Origin of the sequence: Lampropedia cohaerens (genome assembly GCF_001005215.1) — a bacterium.
GTDB lineage: Bacteria > Pseudomonadota > Gammaproteobacteria > Burkholderiales > Burkholderiaceae_C > Lampropedia > Lampropedia cohaerens.
On the sequence record NZ_LBNQ01000022.1, the window covers coordinates 141,288 to 160,784 of the forward strand.

The window sequence follows — 19,497 nt, forward strand, 5'->3', positions numbered from 1 at the left end:
CGCCGCAACGCGCCCCATGCGGCGGGCGTGACCACTTGCGCGTCCACAGGCCGGGCAGACGCGGCACAATGCTGGATTTGCCCCACGCTGGGCACTTTTCTTACCGTCAGGATCTTCGTTCGTGTTCAAGAATCTGTTGTTTTACCGCATTGCTCCCGGCTGGCAGCCCGATCTGCAGGCAGCCCTTGCCGCCACCGAGGCCCACCCGTTTACACCATGCTCGCCGACGCAGGAGCGCGCCAGTGGCTGGGTGGCGCCACGCGGGCAGGAGCACTCGTCCATGGTCGAATCTGTCCAGGGACAGTGGATCTTGCGCCACGTCACCGAAACCAAGATTCTTCCATCCTCGGTGGTGCAGGCACAGGTCGACGAGAAGGCCCGCGCCATCGAAGCGCAGGCCGGTCGCCGGCCAGGCAAGAAGGAACTGCGCGACCTCAAGGATGAGGTGCGGCTGTCACTGCTGCCGATGGCGTTTACCAAAACCTCCGGCACCTGGGTGTGGATCAGCCCAAGCCTCAACCTGCTGGTCATCGATGCAGCCAGCGCGCAGCGCGCCGACGACATTCTCACGGCGCTGGTCGAGCAGCTTCCGGGCTTTGCACCGCGCATGATCCAGACGCGCGAAAGCCCGGCTGCGGCCATGACCGAGTGGCTGCAGGAGCAGGCCGCTCCGGGCGCATTCAGCCTCGGCGACGAATGCGAGCTCAAAGCGACCGATGACACCCGCGCCAGTGTGCGCTACGCACGCCATTCGCTCGAAATTGAGGAAATCCAGGGACACCTGCAGGCGGGCAAGCGGCCCACCCGTCTCTCGCTGGGCTGGGGGGATCGCTGCCAATTCGTATTGACCGACACCTTGCAGGTCAAGAAACTTGCCTTCAGCGATGCGGTACATGAGGACCGCAGCAGCGATGAGGATCACTTTGACGGCAACGTCGCGCTGGCCACGGGTGAGCTGTCACAGCTCATCCCGCAACTGCTCGATGCATTGGGCGGCGAGGAACCTGCCGTCGGCTGAGCGGCCGCATGCCCAGGCTGCTGCGCCAGCGCCCACTGGCAATGCTCGCGCAGCCACGGCGGCGCATCCGGCGCAGCCTGCCAGCGCTGCAGCGTCTCGCATATCGCCGCTATGGTGGCTTGCGGCAGGCGTGCGCTGCGCAGCGCGTTGCCGCAAACCACGGTCAGATTCCGTTGCCAGCGCAGGTAGCCGATACGGCGTATCGGACTGCCCTCGGTGTAGCGCAGAAACTCTTCTTGCGTCCAGTTCAGCAACTGCAGCAGGTTGCCTTGCGCAAGTGCCGCACGGGCCGTGAAATCCACCAGCTGCGACGGCTTGGCGAACTTGTTCCACGGACAGACCAGCTGACAATCGTCGCAGCCATACACCCGGTTGCCGATCTTCTCGCGCAGCGCTGGATCGATCGGCCCGGGATGCTCGATCGTGAGGTAGGACACGCACAGCCGCGCGTCCACCCTGCCGGGTGCGACGATGGCACCTGTCGGGCAGGCCTTGATGCAGGCGCTGCAGGCCCCGCAGTGCGCGCTGGTTGGCGGTGTGTGCGGCAGATCGATGTCCAGAAAGATCTCGCCGAGGAAAAACATCGAGCCGGCATCGCGCGAGAGCACCAGGGTGTGCTTGCCGCGCCAGCCCAGCCCGCTGCGGGCGGCCAGCTCCGCCTCAAGCACCGGCGCCGAATCGGTGAACACGCGGTGGCCCAGCGGCCCGACTGCCTGCTGGATGCGCTCGGCCAGTTTCTGCAGCCGCGCGCGCAGCACCTTGTGGTAATCACGCCCGCGCGCATACACCGACACAATGGCCTGCTCGGGCGCCTGCAGGCGCTGCAGTTCGCTGGAGGCCCAGTTGCCTGGCGTTCCGGACGGCAGGTAATTCATCCGCGCCGTCACAATGCTGACCGTACCCGGCACCAGCTCGGCCGGCCGCGCACGCAGCACGCCATGGCGCGCCATGTAGTGCATCTCGCCGTGAAAGCCCTGTGCCAGCCATTCAAGCAGATCAGCTTCGGCGTCGGACAAGTCCACACCGGCCACGCCGATCTGAGAGAATCCCAACGCGCTGGCCCAGCTTTGAATGTCCTGCACCAGTTGATGCTTGTCGATGTCGGCCGGCATAGGTGCAGGATTGTAGGAAGTTCGCGCTCAACCGCTTGCCATATTTCCACGCCTTCTTCGCCCCGCCTTCATGACAGCTGCCCTCCCCAGTCCCCGTGCCTCCCACACCCTGGCGCTTGCCGATGAGCTCGCCACTGCGGCGGTTGCACGCACGATCGCTGCGCGCATGGAGGAGGTGGGCGATCTGCGCATCGATCTGCTGGGCGAGCTTGGGGCCGGAAAGACCACGTTCGTGCGCCATTTGCTGCGCAGCCTGGGGGTGCAGGGGCGCATCAAAAGTCCCACCTATGCGCTGCTGGAATCCTACGAACTGTCGGATGGCTTGCCGGAGGTGGCACATTTTGACCTTTACCGCCTGGAGTCACCGCAGGAGTGGCTGGACTCCGGCCTGCAGGATGTGCTGCATGGGCCAGGGCTGCGGCTGGTGGAGTGGCCCCAGAAGGCAGGGGAACTTATCGGCACGCCGGACCTCTCGCTGTCCTTTGCCTTCGGCTCCCACGACCCTTCGCGCCGCCAGCTGAGCCTGCGTGCCTACAGCGCAGCCGGCCACGACGTGCTGCAATCCGTAATGAAATCGCCGCTATGACCAAACCGCTTTCCGCTGCCCGGCTGTGGACCGCCCGTCCGGCATACACTGCTCCGACGACGCCATGCCCTCCCCCCAACGCCGGCGACGATGCTGCAGTCGATCGGCGTGGCGTGCTCAAGGCTGGCATGCTGCTGTGCGCCTTTGGCGTGCACCATCTTGCGCGCGCACAGATTGGCGAGCAGCACTACCCAAAGACGGCGGGCATCGGCAATCGCAAGGGCATCGTTGCCATTCGCATCTGGCCGGCCCCGGAATATTCCCGCGTGACCATCGAGTCGGAAAACGAGCTCGAGGCAACCTACGAGATGCTGTCGGATCCACCCCGCCTGTTCGTCGATATCAACCATCTGCAACTGGGCCCGGAGCTGCGCAATCTGGAAACCCATGTGCAGGCTGACGATCCGAATATCGCCGGCATCCGCATCGCACAGAACCAGCCCACCGTCGTGCGCATGGTGCTGGACTTGAAGCAGCCCGTCAGGCCCGAGGTCTTCACGCTCAAGCCGATTGACCCCTATCAGCACCGGCTGGTATTTGACCTGTACCCGCTCACGCCCGTCGATCCCATGGCGCAGCTGATTGAGGAGCGGTTGCGTACCATTGCCCAGGCACCCGACACGGCCGCAACACCGTTGCCAGCGCCTGCAGTGCCGCCAGCGGCGCCCCTGCCCGCGCCGGATGCGTCAGATCCGCTGGGGGACTGGATACGCCAGAATGGCGATCGGCCCGTGCCCGCGCCCGCAGCGCCAGCACCAGTGCCTGCCCCGCCACCTGTACGCCCGCCCTCGCCACCGCCGCCTCCCGTTCCCAGTCCGCCCGCTACCCGCAGGCAGACCGACCGCATCTACATCGTGGCGCTCGATCCCGGACATGGCGGAGAAGACCCTGGCGCGATCGGTCCGTCCAGAACGTTTGAAAAAAATGTGGTGCTGGCCATTGCGTTGCAGGTGCGCGAGCGCCTCAACCGCAGCCGCGTCAACGGCGTGCCGGTGCAGGCATTCATGACCCGTGACCGGGACTTCTTCGTGCCGCTGGCGACGCGCGTCGAGCGCGCACGCCGCGTGCAATCGGACCTCTTCGTCTCCATCCATGCCGATGCCGCGCTCAACCGCAGCGCGCGCGGGGCCAGTGTCTACGCCCTGCATCCACGTGGAGCCACCAGCGCGGCCGCGCGGCTGCTGGCAGAGCAGGAAAACCGTGCCGACCAGGTTGGGGGGCTGAACATCCACTCCAAGGATCGGCACGTCCAGAACACCCTCGCGGCGATGAGCCTGGACGCACAGATCCGCGACAGCCTTGCACTGGGCGCCATCATGCGCGCTGCACTTGCCAAAGCAACCACGGTGCGCGGCAGCCGCGTGGAACAGGCCAATTTCGCCGTGCTGCGCAACCCCGACACCCCCAGCGTGCTGGTGGAAACGGGTTTCATCAGCAACCCGCAGGAAGAGCAGCTGCTGCGCAGCGCCAGGCATCAGGCCAAACTGGCCGACGCCATTGCCGCAGGCGTACTGGGCTATCTGGAACGCTTTCCTCCGCTGCCGCGGGTGCGCAGCGTCTGAGCGCTCCGCCTGTCTCGCGTCATGGCGCAGGTGGTCGGCTGCGCGCCTGCCCGGGAAGACTGCGCCAAGGCCCGCCTGGGTGTGTTCTGGCAGGCCGCGCGCAACTTCTTTCTCAAAAGCACTACTCGCCGAGATAGGCCGCGCGCACCTTCGGGTCGTGCAGCAGCTGGCGTGACGGCCCCTGCAGGATGACCTCGCCGGACTCCATCACATAGCCTCGCTGGCTCAACTCCAGCGCCAGCTTGGCGTTTTGCTCGATCAGCAAAATGGTCACGCCCTCGGCGGCAATGCTACGCACAACCTCGAAGATCTTCTCGACCATGATGGGCGCCAGCCCCATCGTGGGTTCATCCAGCAGCAACAGCTCCGGTCTGGAGAGTATGGCGCGCCCCATTGCCAGCATCTGCTGCTCCCCGCCCGAGAGCGTGCCTGCAGTCTGGCGTCGGCGCTCGGCCAGGCGTGGGAACATGGTGTAAACCCGCTCCGTGTCGCGCAGCACGACAGCCTTGTCCTCACGCGTGTAGGCGCCCATGAGCAGGTTTTCCTCAATGGTCAGCTGCGCAAAGATGCCACGCCCTTCGGGAACCATCACCAGGCCCTTGCGCACCAGCGTGTGCACGGGTTGCCCGGCCAATGGCTCACCGCGGTAACGAATGCTGCCGCCTGCAACCGGCACCAGGCCGCAGATAGCGCGCAAGGTGGTGCTCTTGCCTGCGCCATTGGCGCCAATCAGGCATACCAGCTCTCCCTTGTCGACGTGCAAGTCCAGCTGACGCACCGCGCGAATGCCACCGTAGGCAACATCGACCTGACCGAGCGCCAACAGCGGCGCCGTTGCCGCTGCAGCTTCGGGGCCGACAGCCGCAGGCGCATGATGGACGTCATGCATGGGGGACCCCCTCTCCACGGCCAGACTCCGCATCGCCAGCGGCAACCCCTAGCTCAGCGGCGGCTCCCTGCCCCAGATAGGCCTCGATCACCCGTGGGTCGCGCTGCACCACCTCGGGCCGACCAAAGGCCAGCACCTGGCCGTACTCCAGCACGAGCACGTGATCACAGAGGTTCATCACCAGTTTCATGTCGTGTTCAATCAGCAAGACGGTGATGCCATCGGCGCGGATCTTCTCGATCAGCGTGCGCAGCACCTGCGTTTCCGAGGGATTCATGCCGGCAGCCGGCTCATCCAGTGCCAGCAGCGTCGGCTCGGTCGCCAGTGCGCGGGCGATCTCCAAACGGCGTTGATCGCCATAGGACAGCGCCGACGCCACCTCATTGGCACGCTGGGCAATGCCCACATAGTCGAGCAGCTGCATGGCACGCGCCTCAATGCGCGCCTCTTCCGCGCGTGTGCGACGATCCCGCACGATGGCACCCAGCACACCAGCGCGCGTGCGCATGTGCTGCCCGATCATGACGTTTTCCAGCGCGCTCAGGCTTCTGAACAAGCGGATGTTCTGGAAGGTGCGCGCCAGTCCGTGCTGGGCGATCTGATGCGGCTGCAAGCGCGTCAGGTCTGCCCCCAGGAACTGGCAACTGCCTGCATCCGGCACGTACAGTGCCGTCATCACGTTGAACAGCGTGGTCTTGCCGGCACCGTTGGGCCCGATCAGGCCAAAGATCTCACCCTGTTCGATGGTGAAGCTCACATCCTTGAGGGCCTGTACGCCGCCAAAGCGCTTGGAAAGCCCCTGCGCCACCAGCAACGGCTGTCCGGCACTCACGGGGGTAGTGGAAATGCCCTGATTCATGCGCGCTCCTTGTCGGCACGCAGCTCACGCTTGCGCACGGCCGAAGGCCAGAGCCCTTCCGGGCGGAAATTCATCACCAGCACCAGTGCCAGACCAAACAGCAGCATCCGAATGGCATCGGGATCAATCACCACCCCGCCAAAAATGCTCTGCTGCAGCGGTACGACCGTGGCGCGCAGCACCTCCGGAAACACCGACAGCAGCAACGCGCCGACGATGACACCGGGCACATGCCCCATGCCGCCCAGCACCACCATGCAGAGGATCGCGATCGACTCCTGCAGGCCGAAGCTTTCTGGACTGACAAACCCCTGCATGGAGGCAAACAGACTGCCCGCCACGCCACCGAAGCTGGCGCCCATCGCAAAGGCCAGCAGCTTCATGTTGCGGGTATTGATGCCCATGGCCTTGGCAGCGATCTCGTCCTCGCGCACTGCCTCCCAGGCGCGGCCAATGCGCGAATTCTGCAGGCGCACACAGATGAAGATGATTGCCAGCACCAGCGCCATCAGCAGGTAGTAGTACTTCTCCGGGCCAGTAATGCGCAAGCCCAGTATCGTCTCGGTACGCCCGAAAGCAAACTCGCCGATCCTGAACGTGTCGATGCGGTTGATGCCCTGGGGGCCGTTGGTGATGTTGACCGGCGCATCCAGATTGTTCATGAAGATGCGGATGATCTCGCCAAACCCCAACGTCACGATGGCCAGGTAGTCACCGCGCAGCCGCAGCACCGGAAAGCCCAGCATCACGCCTGCCAGTGCCGCCAGCGCGATGCCCAGCGGCAGCACGATCCAGAACGGCAGATGCAGGCCAAAATGCGGGGAGGCCAGCATCGCCCACACATAGGCGCCCACGGCATAAAAGGCGATGTAACCCAGATCAAGCAGGCCAGCAAAGCCCACGACGATGTTCAGTCCCAGCGCCAGCATCACATACAGCAACGCGAAGTTGAAGATGCGGATCCAGCCCTGCCCGCCCAGTTCGCCCAGCGCGAACGGCAGCACCAGCAGGACCGCTCCCACAAGCACCGCCCCCACCCAGATTCTGGCGGGAATCCTTGCAGCCTGTTCAGCAGCGATGTGCGTATTCATGCGCGATCTCCCGAGCGTTCACCCAGCAACCCCGAAGGGCGGAAAATCAGCACCACAATCAGCACGATGAAGCTGAATACATCCTGGTAATGGCTGCCGAAAAATCCGCCGGTCAGATCACCGATGTAGCCTGCGCCCAATGCCTCGATCAGTCCCAGCAACAGTCCGCCCAGCATGGCACCGGGCAAGTTGCCGATGCCGCCGAGCACGGCCGCGGTGAATGCCTTGAGGCCAAGCATGAAGCCCATGGTGTACTGCGCCACGCCGTAGTAGGCGGTAATCATCACGCCCGCGACGGCCGCCAGCGCCGAGCCGATCAGAAATGCGGCAGAAATCACCGTATTGATGTTCACCCCCATCAGCCCGGCCACTTCGCGGTTCTGGGCCGTCGCACGCATGGCCGTGCCGAGTTTGGTCTTGAGCACCACCATCAGCAGCGCGGCCATGATCAGCAAAGCGCTGACAATGATGCCGATCTGCAGCAGGCTGATGCGCGCCTGCCCCAGCTGGAAAATCACCGGCTCGATGACATGCGGAAAATTCAGGTAGTTGCGGCCCCAGTACATCATCGCCAGGTTCTGGATGATGATGGAGACACCGATGGCCGTGATCAGCGCCGCCAGCCTGGGCGCGCGTCGCAGTGGGCGGTACGCGTAACGCTCGGCGGTCCAGCCAACGGCCATGCAGACGGGAATGGCCGCCAGCAATGCCATCAGCAGCACCAGCAGCACCGAGGGCGCAGAACCCGCGCCCACCAGCGCCAGGGCTACGCTGGTGGCCACCATAGCCCCCACCATGACCACATCGCCATGCGCGAAGTTAATCAAGCCGATGATGCCGTAGACCATGGTGTAGCCCAGCGCCACCAGCGCGTAGACGCTGCCGACCGTCAGGCCGTTGATGATTTGTTGGATGAAGGTGTCCATGGGCGATCCGTGATGGGGTAGAAGCTGACTGCGCACGGCGCCGGCAACGGTGCCGCGCGCAGCCGCACCGCGCAAAGGGCGCCATTGTGCGGGCAGTTTTACTGTGCGGAGTTGACCATGGTCTTGACCATTTCCCACTGGCCGTCCTTGACGACGTAGATGGTCACGGCCACTTCGTTGAGATCACCATTCTCGTCATAGGCAATGTGCTCGCTGGTGGCACCGCTGCGCTGCAGGTTCGCAAGTTTTTCCAGATACTTGCCGGGGTCGGCGGTGCCGGCTTGCTCGATCGCGGTGATCATGTTCCACGCACCGTCATACGCATAGGGCGCATACACGCCCGGCTCTGTGTTGAAGCGTGCCTTGTAGTCGGCAGCAAACTTCTCGCCCTGCGCCATCGAGTCCAGTGGTACACCGGCCAGCGAGGCGTAGGTGCCGTTGGCGGCGTCGCCTGCCAGGCGCAGGAAGGTCTCGCTGCGCGTCATCTCGCCCGAGACCAGCGGGATGTCAATCCCGAGCGTGGCCATCTGGCGGCGCATCGGGCCGGACTGCGCATCCAGCCCGCCAAAGAAGATCGCATCGGCCTCACGCGCCTTGATGTTCGTGAGAATTGCGGTGAAGTCGTTGGCCTTGTCGGTGGTGTACTCGCGCGCGACGATGGTGCCTCCCGAGCGCTCGACGGCGGCTGCGACCTGGTCCGTCAGCCCCTGGCCATAGGCGGTGCGGTCATCGATCAGCGCCACCTTCTTGGCACCCAGGTCCTCGACCATGAACACGCCCACTGCAGCGCCTTGCTGGGTGTCGCTGGTCATCATGCGGAAGGTGGTGTCGTAGCCTTGCTGCGTGTATTCCGGGGAGGTGGCCATGGCGATCTGCGGCAGACCGGCATCGTTATAGACGCGCGAGGCGGGAATGGTCGTGCCCGAGTTGAAGTGGCCCAGCACGCCGTGCACCTCCTCGTCGACGATTTGCTGTGCCACCTGCACGGCGATGCGCGGGTCGGCCTGATCGTCCTTGGAGACAAGCTCGAAGCGCGCCTTTTCACCATCGACAATGATGCCCTTGACGTTGGCCTCCTCGATGGCCAGCAACAGGCCATTGCGCATGTCCTCGCCGTAGTGCGATTGCGGCCCGGTCAGGGGCGCGGCAAAGCCGAACTTCACCACGGTTTCAGCCTGTGCGGCCGCGCTGGCAACTGCTGCGCAGGCCAATGCAATACTGCCGGCGAGTTTTTTGAAGGTAGGGGTCATGACGATCTCCTTGTGCAATGACTGCTCGTGAGCAGAGAGGATGAAAACGCGGTGCGCGGAAAGCACGCCACAGTTTCGCGGAAAAAAAGGCTGCGATGATACGGAGCAAATACGGACATGCGGCTCAACCAATCATCATCAGGCTGGCGTTGCCGCCTGCCGCGGCGGTGTTGATGCTGAGCGCGACTTCCCTCACCAGACGCTCGGGGGCGTAGCAGGCACCTTGGCGCAGTTCTTCCTGCGTCAGGCCTTGCACCCCGACCAGCGGCCCCGGACGCTGTGCCAGCTGCTGCTGAAATGCCAGCAGTTCATCGGGGTCCCCCTCGAACAACGCCTGCTGAAAGGAGCTTGCCGCATACTGTTCACGCGACAGCCATGCGATACGCACCGCGCCGTCAGCAGCCTGCGGCAAAGCAGCCTGCTGCACCAGTGCACGCAACGCAGCATCGTCGCGCAGCAGCAGCGTATTGCCCGAGCGCTGGCACGCCTGCCACTGGCGCTGCAGTCCCAGCACCGTCCTGGGCGCGCCCAGGACCTGCCCGCGCGGCCACACGCCATAGCGGTTGAGCTCGCCAGTCGGCCCCTCCAGGTCCTGCCACTGCTCCAGCACCCATTCCGGCCCGGCACGCGATTCGGTGCGCAAGGCCTCGGTCCAGAAGCGCGGCAGATACAGCGGCCCTCCAGCCTTCGGCCCAGTGCCCGACAACCCTTCACCGCCGAAGGGCTGCACCCCGACCACGGCGCCCACAATGTTGCGGTTGACGTAGAGGTTGCCGGCGCGGATGCGACGGGTGACCTGGGTGACGGTCTCGTCAATGCGCGTGTGCACGCCAAAGGTCAGCCCGTAGCCGAGCGCATTGATGGCCTGCAGCACGGCATCCACTTCGCTGCGCGCGTAGCGCAGTACATGGAGTACGGGGCCGAACACCTCGCGCTGTACGTCGCCGACCGCGCGCACCTCGATCAACGTAGGCGCAACAAACGTGCCGTGCCGACACTCCGCAGGCAGCTCCAGGCGCTGCACTGGAAACCCGGCCGCCTGCATCTGCGCCACATAGGCTTCGATATCTGCCCGTGCACCGGCATCGATGACCGGCCCGACGTCCGTGCTCAACTGGTCCGGATTGCCCACATATAACTGCTGCATGGCCCCGCGCAGCATCTCCAGCACGCGCTCGGCGCAGTCCTCCTGCACGCACAACAGGCGCAACGCAGAGCACCTTTGCCCGGCCGAATCGAAGGCCGAGGTCAGCACATCCAGCACAACCTGCTCGGCCAGTGCCGACGAATCCACCAGCATGGCATTGATGCCACCAGTCTCGGCAATCAGCGGGATCGGCTTGCCCTTGTCCGACAGGCGCTGCGCCAGGCGCTGCTGAATCGCCCGCGCCACCTGCGTCGAGCCCGTGAACACCACCGCGTCGACGCCGGCATGTTCCACCAGCGCCTGACCCACGGTTTCCCCCTCGCCGGGAACCAGCTGCAGCGCATCGCGCGGAACTCCCGCGCGGTGCAGCAGGTCGACCGCCTGCGCGGCAATGAGGTTGGTCTGCTCGGCCGGCTTGGCGACCACGGCATTGCCGGCAGCCAATGCTGCGCTGACCTGGCCGAGAAAGATGGCCAGCGGGAAATTCCAGGGACTGATGCACAGCACCACGCCCAGGGGCTCAAGCGCATCGTCGGTGTCGCGGTCGCGCTGCGCAGCCTCGGCCTGCAGCGCGTAGTAGCGCAGGAAATCCACCGCCTCGCGCACTTCCGCAATCGCGTTGGCGAAGGTCTTGCCCGCCTCCCGGACCAGCAGGCCCATCAGCTGCTGCATCCCTTCTTCCAGCAGCTGGGCGGCGCGCTGCAGGATGCGGCTGCGCTCGGCCACGGGCGTGGCCTGCCAGATCGGCGCGGCAGCGCGTGCCCGCTCGACAGCTGCCGCCGCCAGCTGCGGCGTGGCCAGACGCACATGCCCCACGCAGTCCATGCGGTCAGCGGGGTTGCGCACTTCCTGCCACGGCAGCGCGTCGTCGCAAGCACAGCCCGGCTCGGCCTGCCAGGGCGTCTGCGCACTGGCAAGTAGCGCGGCCGCCAGCGAGCCCAGGCGCTGCTCGTTGCTCAGGTCCAATCCGGCGGAATTGCGCCGCTGCTGGCGCGCATACAGTTCTGCAGGGAAAGGAATGCGCGCATGTGGTTGCCCGACAGGCTGCAGGGCCAGCGCCGCTTCGACCGGATCGGCCACCAGCTGCTCGACGGGAATGCGAGCATCCCCGATCTGGTGCACGAACGAGGTATTGGCGCCGTTTTCAAGCAGCCGACGCACCAGGTAGGCCAGCAGGGTCTCATGGGTGCCCACCGGCGCATAGATGCGGCAGGGGCGCCCCAGCTTGCCCTCGGCCACCGGGCCCACGACCTGCTCGTAAAGACCCTCGCCCATGCCGTGCAGGCATTGAAATTCGTACTGGCCGGGGTAGTAGTTCTGCCCAGCCATGTGATAGATGGATGCCAACGTATGCGCATTGTGCGAGGCGAACTGCGGGAACACCGCGTCCGGTACGGCCAGCAGCTTGCGGGCGCAGGCCAGGTAGGCCACGTCGGTGTGGACTTTCCGGGTGTAGACCGGATAGTCCTCCAGCCCGTCGACTTGCGCGCGCTTGATCTCGCTATCCCAGTAGGCGCCCTTGACCAGACGCACCATCAGGCGGTGGCGGCTGCGTCGCGCCAAATCGATCAGATAGTCAAGCACGAACGGGGCACGCTTCTGGTAGGCCTGCACGACAAAGCCGATGCCGTTCCAGCCGGCCAGCTCAGGCTCGAAGCACAGCCGCTCCAGCAGGTCCAGCGACAACTCCAACCGGTCGGCCTCCTCCGCATCGACATTCAGGCCAATGTCGTAGCGCCGTGCCAGCAGTACCAGCTGGCGCAACCTGGGGTAGAGCTCCTGCATGACGCGCTCGCGCTGTGCGCGGCAATAGCGCGGATGCAAGGCCGAAAGCTTGATGGAGATGCCCGGACCTTCGTAGATGCCGCGTCCGGCGGACGCCTGGCCAATGGCGTGGATGGCCTGCTCATAGGACTGCAGGTAGCGCAGCGCATCGTCTTCAGTAACGGCCGCCTCGCCCAGCATGTCATAGGAATAGCGAAACCCGCGCTTTTCCCACTTGCGACTGGCCGCCAGCGCCGCCGCAATGGTTTGCCCGGTCACGAACTGCTCGCCCATCATGCGCATGGCGGCGTTCACACCCTGGCGGATCAGCGGCTCGCCGCCCTTGGCAATCAAACGGGTCAGTGCATTGCCAAGCGTTTTCTCGCTGTGCACTGCCGCCAGCTTGCCCGTCAGCATCAGCCCCCAAGTCGCCGCGTTGACGAAGATCGAGGGCGAGTCCGCATGGGTCTTCCAGTCCCCCTGGCTGACCTTGTCGCGGATCAGCGCATCCCGGGTTGCCTTGTCCGGAATGCGCAGCAGGGCCTCGGCCAGGCACATCAGCGCCACCCCTTCCTGACTGGAGAGGTCGTACTCCTGCACCAGAGCCTCCACGCCACTCTGGTGGGCACGCCTGCTGCGCAGGCCCTCAACCAGCCGTGTGGCCAATTGCCGCACGGCCACCTGATCCGAGGCGCGGGCCGCTTCGATCAGCTGCGGCACACAATCGGTTTCCCGGCGGCGGTAGGCTGAGGTGATGGCCGCGCGCAATACGGACTGAGGTTGCACATCCTGCGCGAATGCGTAGAACGGCGTGCGACTTTCCGTCCATGCTGGAGCGCCTTCTCCGCCCCGTGCGCAATCGCCATCGAAGTGGGCCAGCTCTGCCGGCAACGCTCCTTTCTCGATCGCCTCGATGTAGGCAAGCAGCGCCTGCTTGTGTAACCAGTGCGGCGTGCATCCCAACCGCGCCGCTGCAGCGCGCAGGCGCTCACGCACAGATTCGTCGACCTTGATGCCCAATGTGGTGGTTGTCATGGCAATGCCCAAGCAGGTTTCATGCCATTGGGCAATAAGTTAACCTAATTAGCAATGATGGTTAACCCTGCCGATGAACAAGTACTACCGTTACGGATGACAACGATGCCATTGGCACCACACGCCAGCAGCGAACACCCCAAAGCGGTGCAGACACGCCGCCAGCCGCCCTACAACGGGGACCAGATGCCAGCGAGCTGATGGCCTCCGCATGGTTTGCCGCGACCTCAAAGCGGAATGAATGGGCGCGAACAGGTTTTTGCGCCAGTGCCGACACGCGCAATACAGACGCACAACGCTAGAATGGTGCGCTTTGCACTCATTGAAGTGACGGGCTTTTTCGCGCATGTCTGAGCAAACCCCCTCCCCCATTTCGGAAACGGTACCTCTTGGCACCCAGGAAGAAAACCAGCTGATCGCCGAACGGCGCGAAAAACTGCAGGCCCTCCGTGAGGCCGCAAAGGCGCAAGGCGTAGCTGCGTTCCCCAACGACTTCCGTCCGCAGCATCGTGCGCAGCCCCTGCACGCGCAGTACGACAGTGTTGCGCCCGAACAGCTGGAGGCCGAAGGCCTAAGGGTGTCCATTGCCGGGCGCATGATGCTCAAGCGCATCATGGGCAAGGCCAGCTTCGCGACCATCCAGGACGCCACCGGGCGCATCCAGCTCTACATCACCCGCGATGCCGTGGGAGAGGCGCTGTATGCCCAGTTCAAGCGCTGGGACCTGGGTGACATCGTGGCCGCCGAAGGCCTGTTGTTCAAGACCAAAACCGGCGAACTCTCCGTCAAGGTGGAGACGCTGCGGCTGCTGACGAAAAGCCTGCGCCCACTGCCCGACAAGTTTCACGGTGTGGCCGACCAGGAGCTCAAGTACCGCCAGCGCTACGTCGATCTGATAACCGACGAGACGACGCGTCAGCGTTTCGTCCAGCGCAGCCAGGGCGTCAACGCCATCCGTAGCTTCATGGTTGAACACGGCTTTCTCGAAGTCGAGACCCCCATGCTGCACCCGATTCCAGGCGGCGCCAATGCCAAGCCGTTTGTGACCTATCACAATGCGCTGGATCAGGAAATGTTCCTGCGCATTGCGCCCGAGCTCTATCTCAAGCGCCTGATCGTCGGTGGCTTCGAGCGCGTGTTCGAGATCAATCGCAATTTCCGCAATGAAGGCATTTCGGTGCGCCACAATCCGGAATTCACGATGATGGAGTTCTATGCGGCGTACTGGAATTACCTGGATCTGATGGACTTCACGGAGGCGCTGTTGCGCCACACCGCGCAGCAGACCGCGGGCCAGCTGCAGCTGAGCTACCAGGGCAAGGAGGTCGATCTGGCACAACCCTTTGCGCGCATGACCATCCGTGAAGCAATCCGCGCCCACTGCGATGGTGGCGAACACGTGGATGAGCGTGACTGGCTGCTGCAGCAATTGCGCAAGGCCGGTCTCAGTGAGCAGGAGCATCAGCTCTCGGGCCGCTCGCTGGCGAATCTGCAGGTACTCTTGTTCGAGGAAGCCGTCGAACAGCAGCTCTGGCAGCCTACGTTCATCATGGAGCACCCGACCGAGATCTCCCCGCTGGCCCGTGCCAACGACCAGCGTCCGGAAGTGACCGAGCGCTTCGAGCTCTACATCACTGGTCGTGAGATGGCCAACGGCTTTTCCGAGCTCAATGATGCGGAAGACCAGGCCGAGCGCTTCAATGCCCAGGTGCAGGCCAAGGACAGCGGCGACGACGAAGCCATGTATTTCGACCACGACTTCGTGCGGGCGCTGGAATACGGCATGCCGCCGACGGGAGGCTGCGGCATCGGCATCGACCGGCTGATGATGCTGCTGACCGACAGCCCCAGCATCCGTGACGTGATCCTTTTCCCGGCCCTGCGCCGCCAGCAGCAGGAGCGCTGAAGGCGCGCCGCTCCCACACCATGAAGCAGCAGCCGTCATCGCGCCCCGTCCTGCAGCCGATGACCGTGCTCGTCGTCGAGGACCAGTACGCCCTGCGCCAGGCGATGGTGCAGATGCTGCACAACGTTGGTGCTACCCACGTGTGGGAGGCGGGCTCCGGCGCACAGGCGCAGTTGATCTTCAATGCCCATCAGCCGGACCTGGTACTGCTGGATGTCATCTTGCCCGACTGCAGCGGCCTGGACCTGCTGCGCCGCATCCGCGCCGCCGAGCGGCAGGCAGACAGCCCTGCATGGACGCCGATTGTTCTGGTCTCCAGCCTGGATGACGAAGCAGCCATCTGGGACGGCATCCTCGCCGGAGGCGACGACTATCTCGCCAAGCCCGTCTCACCCACCATTCTTGCGGCCAAGATGCTGGCGATGCAGCGTCTGCAGCATACGCGCCGCCAACTGGAGGTCACGGGCGCTGCGTTGCGCCAGGCCAATACATTGCTGGAGCAGCTGGTCGAGATCGACCCCTTGACGGAGCTGACCAACCGGCGCGGACTGGACCGCATTCTGACCGTGGAACTGGGTGCCGCGCTGCGCGAGCAGAAACCCTTGTCGCTGATTCTTTGCGACATCGACTACTTCAAACAGCTCAATGACGCTGCTGGGCATGTCCATGGAGATGCGGTATTGCGTCAGGTCGCGCAGCTGTTGCGCAGCGCCTGCATGCGGCCACGTGACGTCGCCGTGCGTTATGGCGGCGAGGAATTTCTGCTGGTGCTGCCGGGCACGCCCCAGTCCGGCGCCATGACGCTGGCGCGGGGCATTCAACACGTGTTGGCCGAGGTGGCCATTGCGCATCCGGCTTCGCCCGTGGCGTCGCACGTCAGCCTTTCTGGCGGCATCGTGACGCTGGACCACTACGCCAGCGAGGTATGCCAAGCCGAACTGCTCGAACAGGCCGATGCCGCGCTGTATGCGGCCAAGGCCGGCGGGCGCAACCGTTTCGTGCACGTGCGCGATGGCGCGCAATCCGGGCGCGCTGGTCACGCCTCCGGCGAACAGTAGCACCCGGAACCACGGGCATGGAACCTGCGCGGCAGGCCCAGGTCCGGACCTCGCATTTCTATCCCCGTTTCAACACGCTGTAAGCTGCCATGGAATTCTCTCTGCCCGACTGGATGCACGTGCATCTGCCGCATCTGCCCCTGGTACTGCGCATTGCCGGCCTGGTGCTGGCGGCCTGGCTGATCAAGCGGCTGGTATGGCGCGTGGTGGGGCGCCTCGGCGAGGTCTACCATCTGCCACCGGGCATGCTGGTGCCGCTTCGCACCGTCCTGGGCTGGGTCATCGTGCTGGTGGCGCTGCTGGCCATCATGCAGCAGCTTGGCGTATCTGCGGCAGTCATCTGGTCCGCCTTCACGGGCTTTGCCGCCGTTGCGGCCGTCGCATTCTTTGCGGCCTGGAGTGTTCTGTCCAACCTTTTCTGCTCGTTTTTGCTGTTCACTTCGGTACCGTTTCGCATCGGCGACCGGCTGGAGGTGCTCGATGCCTCGGACAAGCCTGGCGTCAAGGGAAGGGTGCTGGAAATCCGCCTGCTCTACACTGTGCTGGAAGATTTGACCGATGAATCGTCCCGTGGCGCAAGGCTGCAGATTCCCAACAGTGCGTTCTTTCAGAAAACGCTGCGCCGCTGGCCCGCCGGGTATGACGATGCCCAGCAGTTCCGGTGGGGCGCTGACAGCACTTTCTGACAGTTTTTCATGATTGGTTCACATGTTGGTAACAAACCACAAATTTGCATGAATGGCATAAATTTTGCTTTCAGAGCCGTCAAGCGTGGCTAAACTCACGCGCCATCCCTGCCGTTTCTCTGGATTGGTCGAGACGGAAGGGATGTCGATGGAAGCTGGCAACATGGCACATGCCTGAGGCACAGTCCTTTGAACCACTCTTACCTTTCACATGCCATGAAAAAAAATGTCTTTCTTGCGCTGATCCCCATGCTGGCCGTAAGCGCTGCGGCCCAGGCTCAGAGTAACGTGACCCTCTACGGCCGCATCAACACCACGGTAGAGCATCAGAAATTCCAGGGCGAGTCTTCCACGACTGGCCTGCACAGCAACTCGTCGTTCATTGGCTTTCGCGGCGTCGAGGATCTGGGTTCGGGCCTGAAGGCTGGTTTCGTGCTGGAGCAGCAGATCGATGCGACCAACGGAGCTGCCAGCGGTTTTGAACGCGAAACGCACATAAGCCTGTCTGGTGCATTTGGTACGCTGAAGGCCGGAAATTACAACTCCACCGCCTATACCTACACCGCTGACTACATCAGCATGCACAACCACGACACAGGTTCTTCGGCCGATGCCCTGTTCGCTTACGTGGTTCCCAACGATACCAAGATCGGCTATATCAGCCCTGATTTCGGTGGCTTCTCCTTCGAAGTGGGCTATGGCTTCGAAGACAACCATGGTGACAAATCGCCCTACGATCTGAGCCTGCGTTACGTCTACGGAGACTTCGACCTAGGCGCAGGCTACGCCAAGTGGGACGAGGCCGAAGCTTTCACCATCCGCGCGCTCTATCACAACGGGACGTTTGCACTGGGCGGCTATGTCCAGTATGACGACAATGGTCATGCTGGAACAGTGGCAAATTGGATAAACGGTCAACTGCCTGCAGGCACGCCTCCTGTATCGGCATCTGATGTAACCAATGCCTTTGATCTCGGCGACCGCCTGTCCGCACGCCTTGTCGGTGCCTACTACTTCGGCAACTCCGAACTGCATGCCAACGTGGGCTGGGCCGATGAGTACGACAACGTGGCCGACAGCGACGCCCTGCAGTACACACTGGCCTACAACTACAACCTGAGCAAGCGCACCAAGCTGTACGGTTTCTACACCCACATCGACAACAAGCGCAATGCCATCTACGGCGGCGCTGATGCCGGCAAGGACTTCAGCTCCTTCGCGCTGGGTGTTCGCCACCTGTTCTGACCTGCCTGCAATGGCATGACTACTGCCAGTCTAGCGTGCGATGCTAGGTCTGGCAGTGGCAATCGATCACCCGCGACCGCCGCAAGGCAGTCGCGGTTTTTTTCTGTTCGCAGCGTGCGGGAAAGAAGCGCCGGCCAGTCTTTGTAAAGCGCTGGACTGCCCTATCAGAGATGGCCCCATATCAGCATCGCCTCGCGAGCGCCCACCCGCAAGGAAACCTCCGCGCCAAACGGCAAGCACACCTTGGTGGACACGTGGCCAAACGGCAGCCCGGTCAGCACGGGCACGCTCACCCGCTGACGCAGCGCTGCCACAACCTTGGTGAGATTGAAGCCGCGATCGTGCGGAATCACGCGTGCGTCGGTAAAGTGCCCGAGCAAAATGGCCTGCTGCGCTGCCAGCACACCTGCCTGCTCCAGCTGCACGAGCATGCGCTCGATGCGATACGGAGGCTCTCCCACGTCTTCAAGAAAGAGAATGCCGCCTTTGATCGCGGGAAAGTAAGGCGTGCCAATGAGCGAGGTCAGTACGGCCAGATTGCCGCCCCACAGCGTGGCCTGGGCGATCTCCAACCCATCATAGGGCGCGCAGTCCTTGCGGATGCGCCAGCCGGTGCCCTCCCCCACGCCATGGAGCACATCCTCAAAGCAAGCCAGGGTGATCTCATCGGGCTGCGGCGTTGCGCCAAAGTCCACGCCAAGGCTTGCACCCGCCCAGGTGATGCGTCCGGTACGGGCGTACAGCGCCATTTGCAATGCCGTGAAATCACTAAACCCCATGAACTGCGTGCCGCGGTCGATCGCGCTGGCAATGCGGGCGTAGTCAAGCAGCGGCAGCAGATGATTGATGCCATATCCGCCGCGGCTGATCAGGGCCAGATCAGCGCCGCTATCGGCAGCGCGGTGTACGGCGGCAACCCGGCTGGCATGGTCGCCAGCGAACCGGGTGGCACGTGCCAGTACGGCCTCGTCAAGCGTGACGTGGTAGCCCGACTTCTTGAGCCAGCGCACACCACGGTGAAATGCGGTCTTGTCCTGTACTGCTCCCGAAGGGGAATAGACGTAGATGCGAGGCGCTTTCTGCGACGCATCCTCGGCTGCGACATCGGACGCGGTCATCCCGGCATGATCGTGCGTCGGGTTCTGGCAGCACGGGTCGCTGCAGTAACTCTTGAAAGTAGCCATCTGGGTCAGAAATCCATTTCGATTGGGCTGCATTGTTGCGCACAAATGCGACGCGAGTGCACAACGCGCGCACCGGCAGGATGCAACCGGGTATCCATGCCGCTACCATAGCGCCAGCAGCGTGTGGCATGCCGATGGCCGCAATCGCTTCCTTGCGCGCCACATGCCGCTGCTTTTTG

16 protein-coding genes are annotated in these 19,497 nt (G+C 63.8%); 7 read left to right on the forward strand and 9 right to left on the reverse strand.

All coding sequences use genetic code 11. From position 1 onward, the window contains the following. The first annotated feature begins 121 nt into the window (after positions 1 to 121). On the forward strand, positions 122 to 1,018 hold the full coding sequence (locus AAV94_RS06770; RefSeq protein WP_046741558.1) for a recombination-associated protein RdgC: 897 nt from the start codon (positions 122 to 124) through the stop codon (positions 1,016 to 1,018). Here the strand turns inward: AAV94_RS06770 and queG are convergent. After that, the gene (gene queG, locus AAV94_RS14835; RefSeq protein ID WP_197408028.1) at positions 919 to 2,130 is read right to left on the reverse strand and encodes a tRNA epoxyqueuosine(34) reductase QueG; all 1,212 of its coding nucleotides are present in this window, start codon (positions 2,128 to 2,130) and stop codon (positions 919 to 921) included. The genes AAV94_RS06770 and queG overlap by 100 nt on opposite strands. Before the next feature lie 70 nt (positions 2,131 to 2,200). On the opposite strand from queG, the gene tsaE reads away from it, so the two are divergent. Both tsaE and AAV94_RS15295 read left to right on the forward strand, forming a co-directional pair. Continuing rightward, entirely contained in the window at positions 2,201 to 2,716 is a 516-nt protein-coding gene (gene tsaE / locus AAV94_RS06780) for a tRNA (adenosine(37)-N6)-threonylcarbamoyltransferase complex ATPase subunit type 1 TsaE (protein WP_046741559.1), read from the forward strand. Next, positions 2,713 to 4,278 (forward strand): N-acetylmuramoyl-L-alanine amidase, encoded by a 1,566-nt coding sequence (locus AAV94_RS15295; RefSeq protein ID WP_084824796.1) that lies wholly within the window; start codon positions 2,713 to 2,715, stop codon positions 4,276 to 4,278. Before tsaE ends, AAV94_RS15295 begins: the two co-directional genes overlap by 4 nt. Before the next feature lie 121 nt (positions 4,279 to 4,399). Here the strand turns inward: AAV94_RS15295 and AAV94_RS06790 are convergent, their stop codons facing one another. The 6 genes from AAV94_RS06790 to putA form a co-directional block, all read right to left on the reverse strand. After that, positions 4,400 to 5,167 carry an ABC transporter ATP-binding protein gene (locus AAV94_RS06790; protein WP_046741560.1) on the reverse strand — a complete coding sequence of 256 codons (768 nt, stop codon included), beginning with the start codon at positions 5,165 to 5,167 and terminating at the stop codon, positions 4,400 to 4,402. Next, on the reverse strand, positions 5,160 to 6,026 hold the full coding sequence (locus AAV94_RS06795; RefSeq protein WP_046741561.1) for an ABC transporter ATP-binding protein: 867 nt from the start codon (positions 6,024 to 6,026) through the stop codon (positions 5,160 to 5,162). The genes AAV94_RS06790 and AAV94_RS06795 overlap by 8 nt, the downstream gene beginning before the upstream one ends. Beyond that, positions 6,023 to 7,117 carry an ABC transporter permease subunit gene (locus AAV94_RS06800; RefSeq protein ID WP_046741562.1) on the reverse strand — a complete coding sequence of 365 codons (1,095 nt, stop codon included), beginning with the start codon at positions 7,115 to 7,117 and terminating at the stop codon, positions 6,023 to 6,025. The genes AAV94_RS06795 and AAV94_RS06800 overlap by 4 nt, the downstream gene beginning before the upstream one ends. After that, positions 7,114 to 8,043 carry a branched-chain amino acid ABC transporter permease gene (locus AAV94_RS06805; RefSeq protein WP_046741563.1) on the reverse strand — a complete coding sequence of 310 codons (930 nt, stop codon included), beginning with the start codon at positions 8,041 to 8,043 and terminating at the stop codon, positions 7,114 to 7,116. The genes AAV94_RS06800 and AAV94_RS06805 overlap by 4 nt, the downstream gene beginning before the upstream one ends. Positions 8,044 to 8,141: 98 nt before the next feature. Beyond that, a complete protein-coding gene (locus tag AAV94_RS06810) occupies positions 8,142 to 9,293 on the reverse strand; it encodes a branched-chain amino acid ABC transporter substrate-binding protein (protein WP_046741613.1) in 1,152 nt (383 codons plus the stop codon). A 124-nt stretch (positions 9,294 to 9,417) separates the two neighbouring features. Continuing rightward, positions 9,418 to 13,239, reverse strand: a complete 3,822-nt coding sequence (gene putA, locus AAV94_RS06815) for a trifunctional transcriptional regulator/proline dehydrogenase/L-glutamate gamma-semialdehyde dehydrogenase (protein ID WP_046741614.1) — start codon at positions 13,237 to 13,239, stop codon at positions 9,418 to 9,420. A gap of 346 nt (positions 13,240 to 13,585) precedes the next feature. On the opposite strand from putA, the gene lysS reads away from it, so the two are divergent. The 3 genes from lysS (at position 13,586) to AAV94_RS06830 (ending at position 16,889) form a co-directional block, all read left to right on the forward strand. After that, complete coding sequence (gene lysS / locus AAV94_RS06820; protein WP_046741564.1) at positions 13,586 to 15,145, forward strand: lysine--tRNA ligase; 1,560 nt, start codon at positions 13,586 to 13,588, stop codon at positions 15,143 to 15,145. 20 nt (positions 15,146 to 15,165) lie between these two features. Further along, the gene (locus AAV94_RS06825; RefSeq protein WP_046741565.1) at positions 15,166 to 16,203 is read left to right on the forward strand and encodes a diguanylate cyclase domain-containing protein; all 1,038 of its coding nucleotides are present in this window, start codon (positions 15,166 to 15,168) and stop codon (positions 16,201 to 16,203) included. 89 nt (positions 16,204 to 16,292) lie between these two features. After that, positions 16,293 to 16,889 (forward strand): mechanosensitive ion channel family protein, encoded by a 597-nt coding sequence (locus AAV94_RS06830; protein ID WP_046741566.1) that lies wholly within the window; start codon positions 16,293 to 16,295, stop codon positions 16,887 to 16,889. Positions 16,890 to 16,907: 18 nt separating this feature from the next. On the opposite strand, the gene AAV94_RS14840 is transcribed toward AAV94_RS06830, so the two are convergent. After that, positions 16,908 to 17,054 (reverse strand): hypothetical protein, encoded by a 147-nt coding sequence (locus AAV94_RS14840; protein ID WP_156454364.1) that lies wholly within the window; start codon positions 17,052 to 17,054, stop codon positions 16,908 to 16,910. A 51-nt stretch (positions 17,055 to 17,105) separates the two neighbouring features. Between AAV94_RS14840 and AAV94_RS06835 the strand changes: the two genes are divergently transcribed. Beyond that, positions 17,106 to 18,134 carry a porin gene (locus AAV94_RS06835; RefSeq protein ID WP_046741567.1) on the forward strand — a complete coding sequence of 343 codons (1,029 nt, stop codon included), beginning with the start codon at positions 17,106 to 17,108 and terminating at the stop codon, positions 18,132 to 18,134. A gap of 164 nt (positions 18,135 to 18,298) precedes the next feature. Here AAV94_RS06835 and AAV94_RS06840 read toward each other — a convergent pair whose 3' ends face one another. After that, positions 18,299 to 19,252, reverse strand: coding sequence for an LD-carboxypeptidase (locus tag AAV94_RS06840; RefSeq protein ID WP_046741568.1), 954 nt, complete (start codon positions 19,250 to 19,252; stop codon positions 18,299 to 18,301). Positions 19,253 to 19,497: the final 245 nt, after the last annotated feature.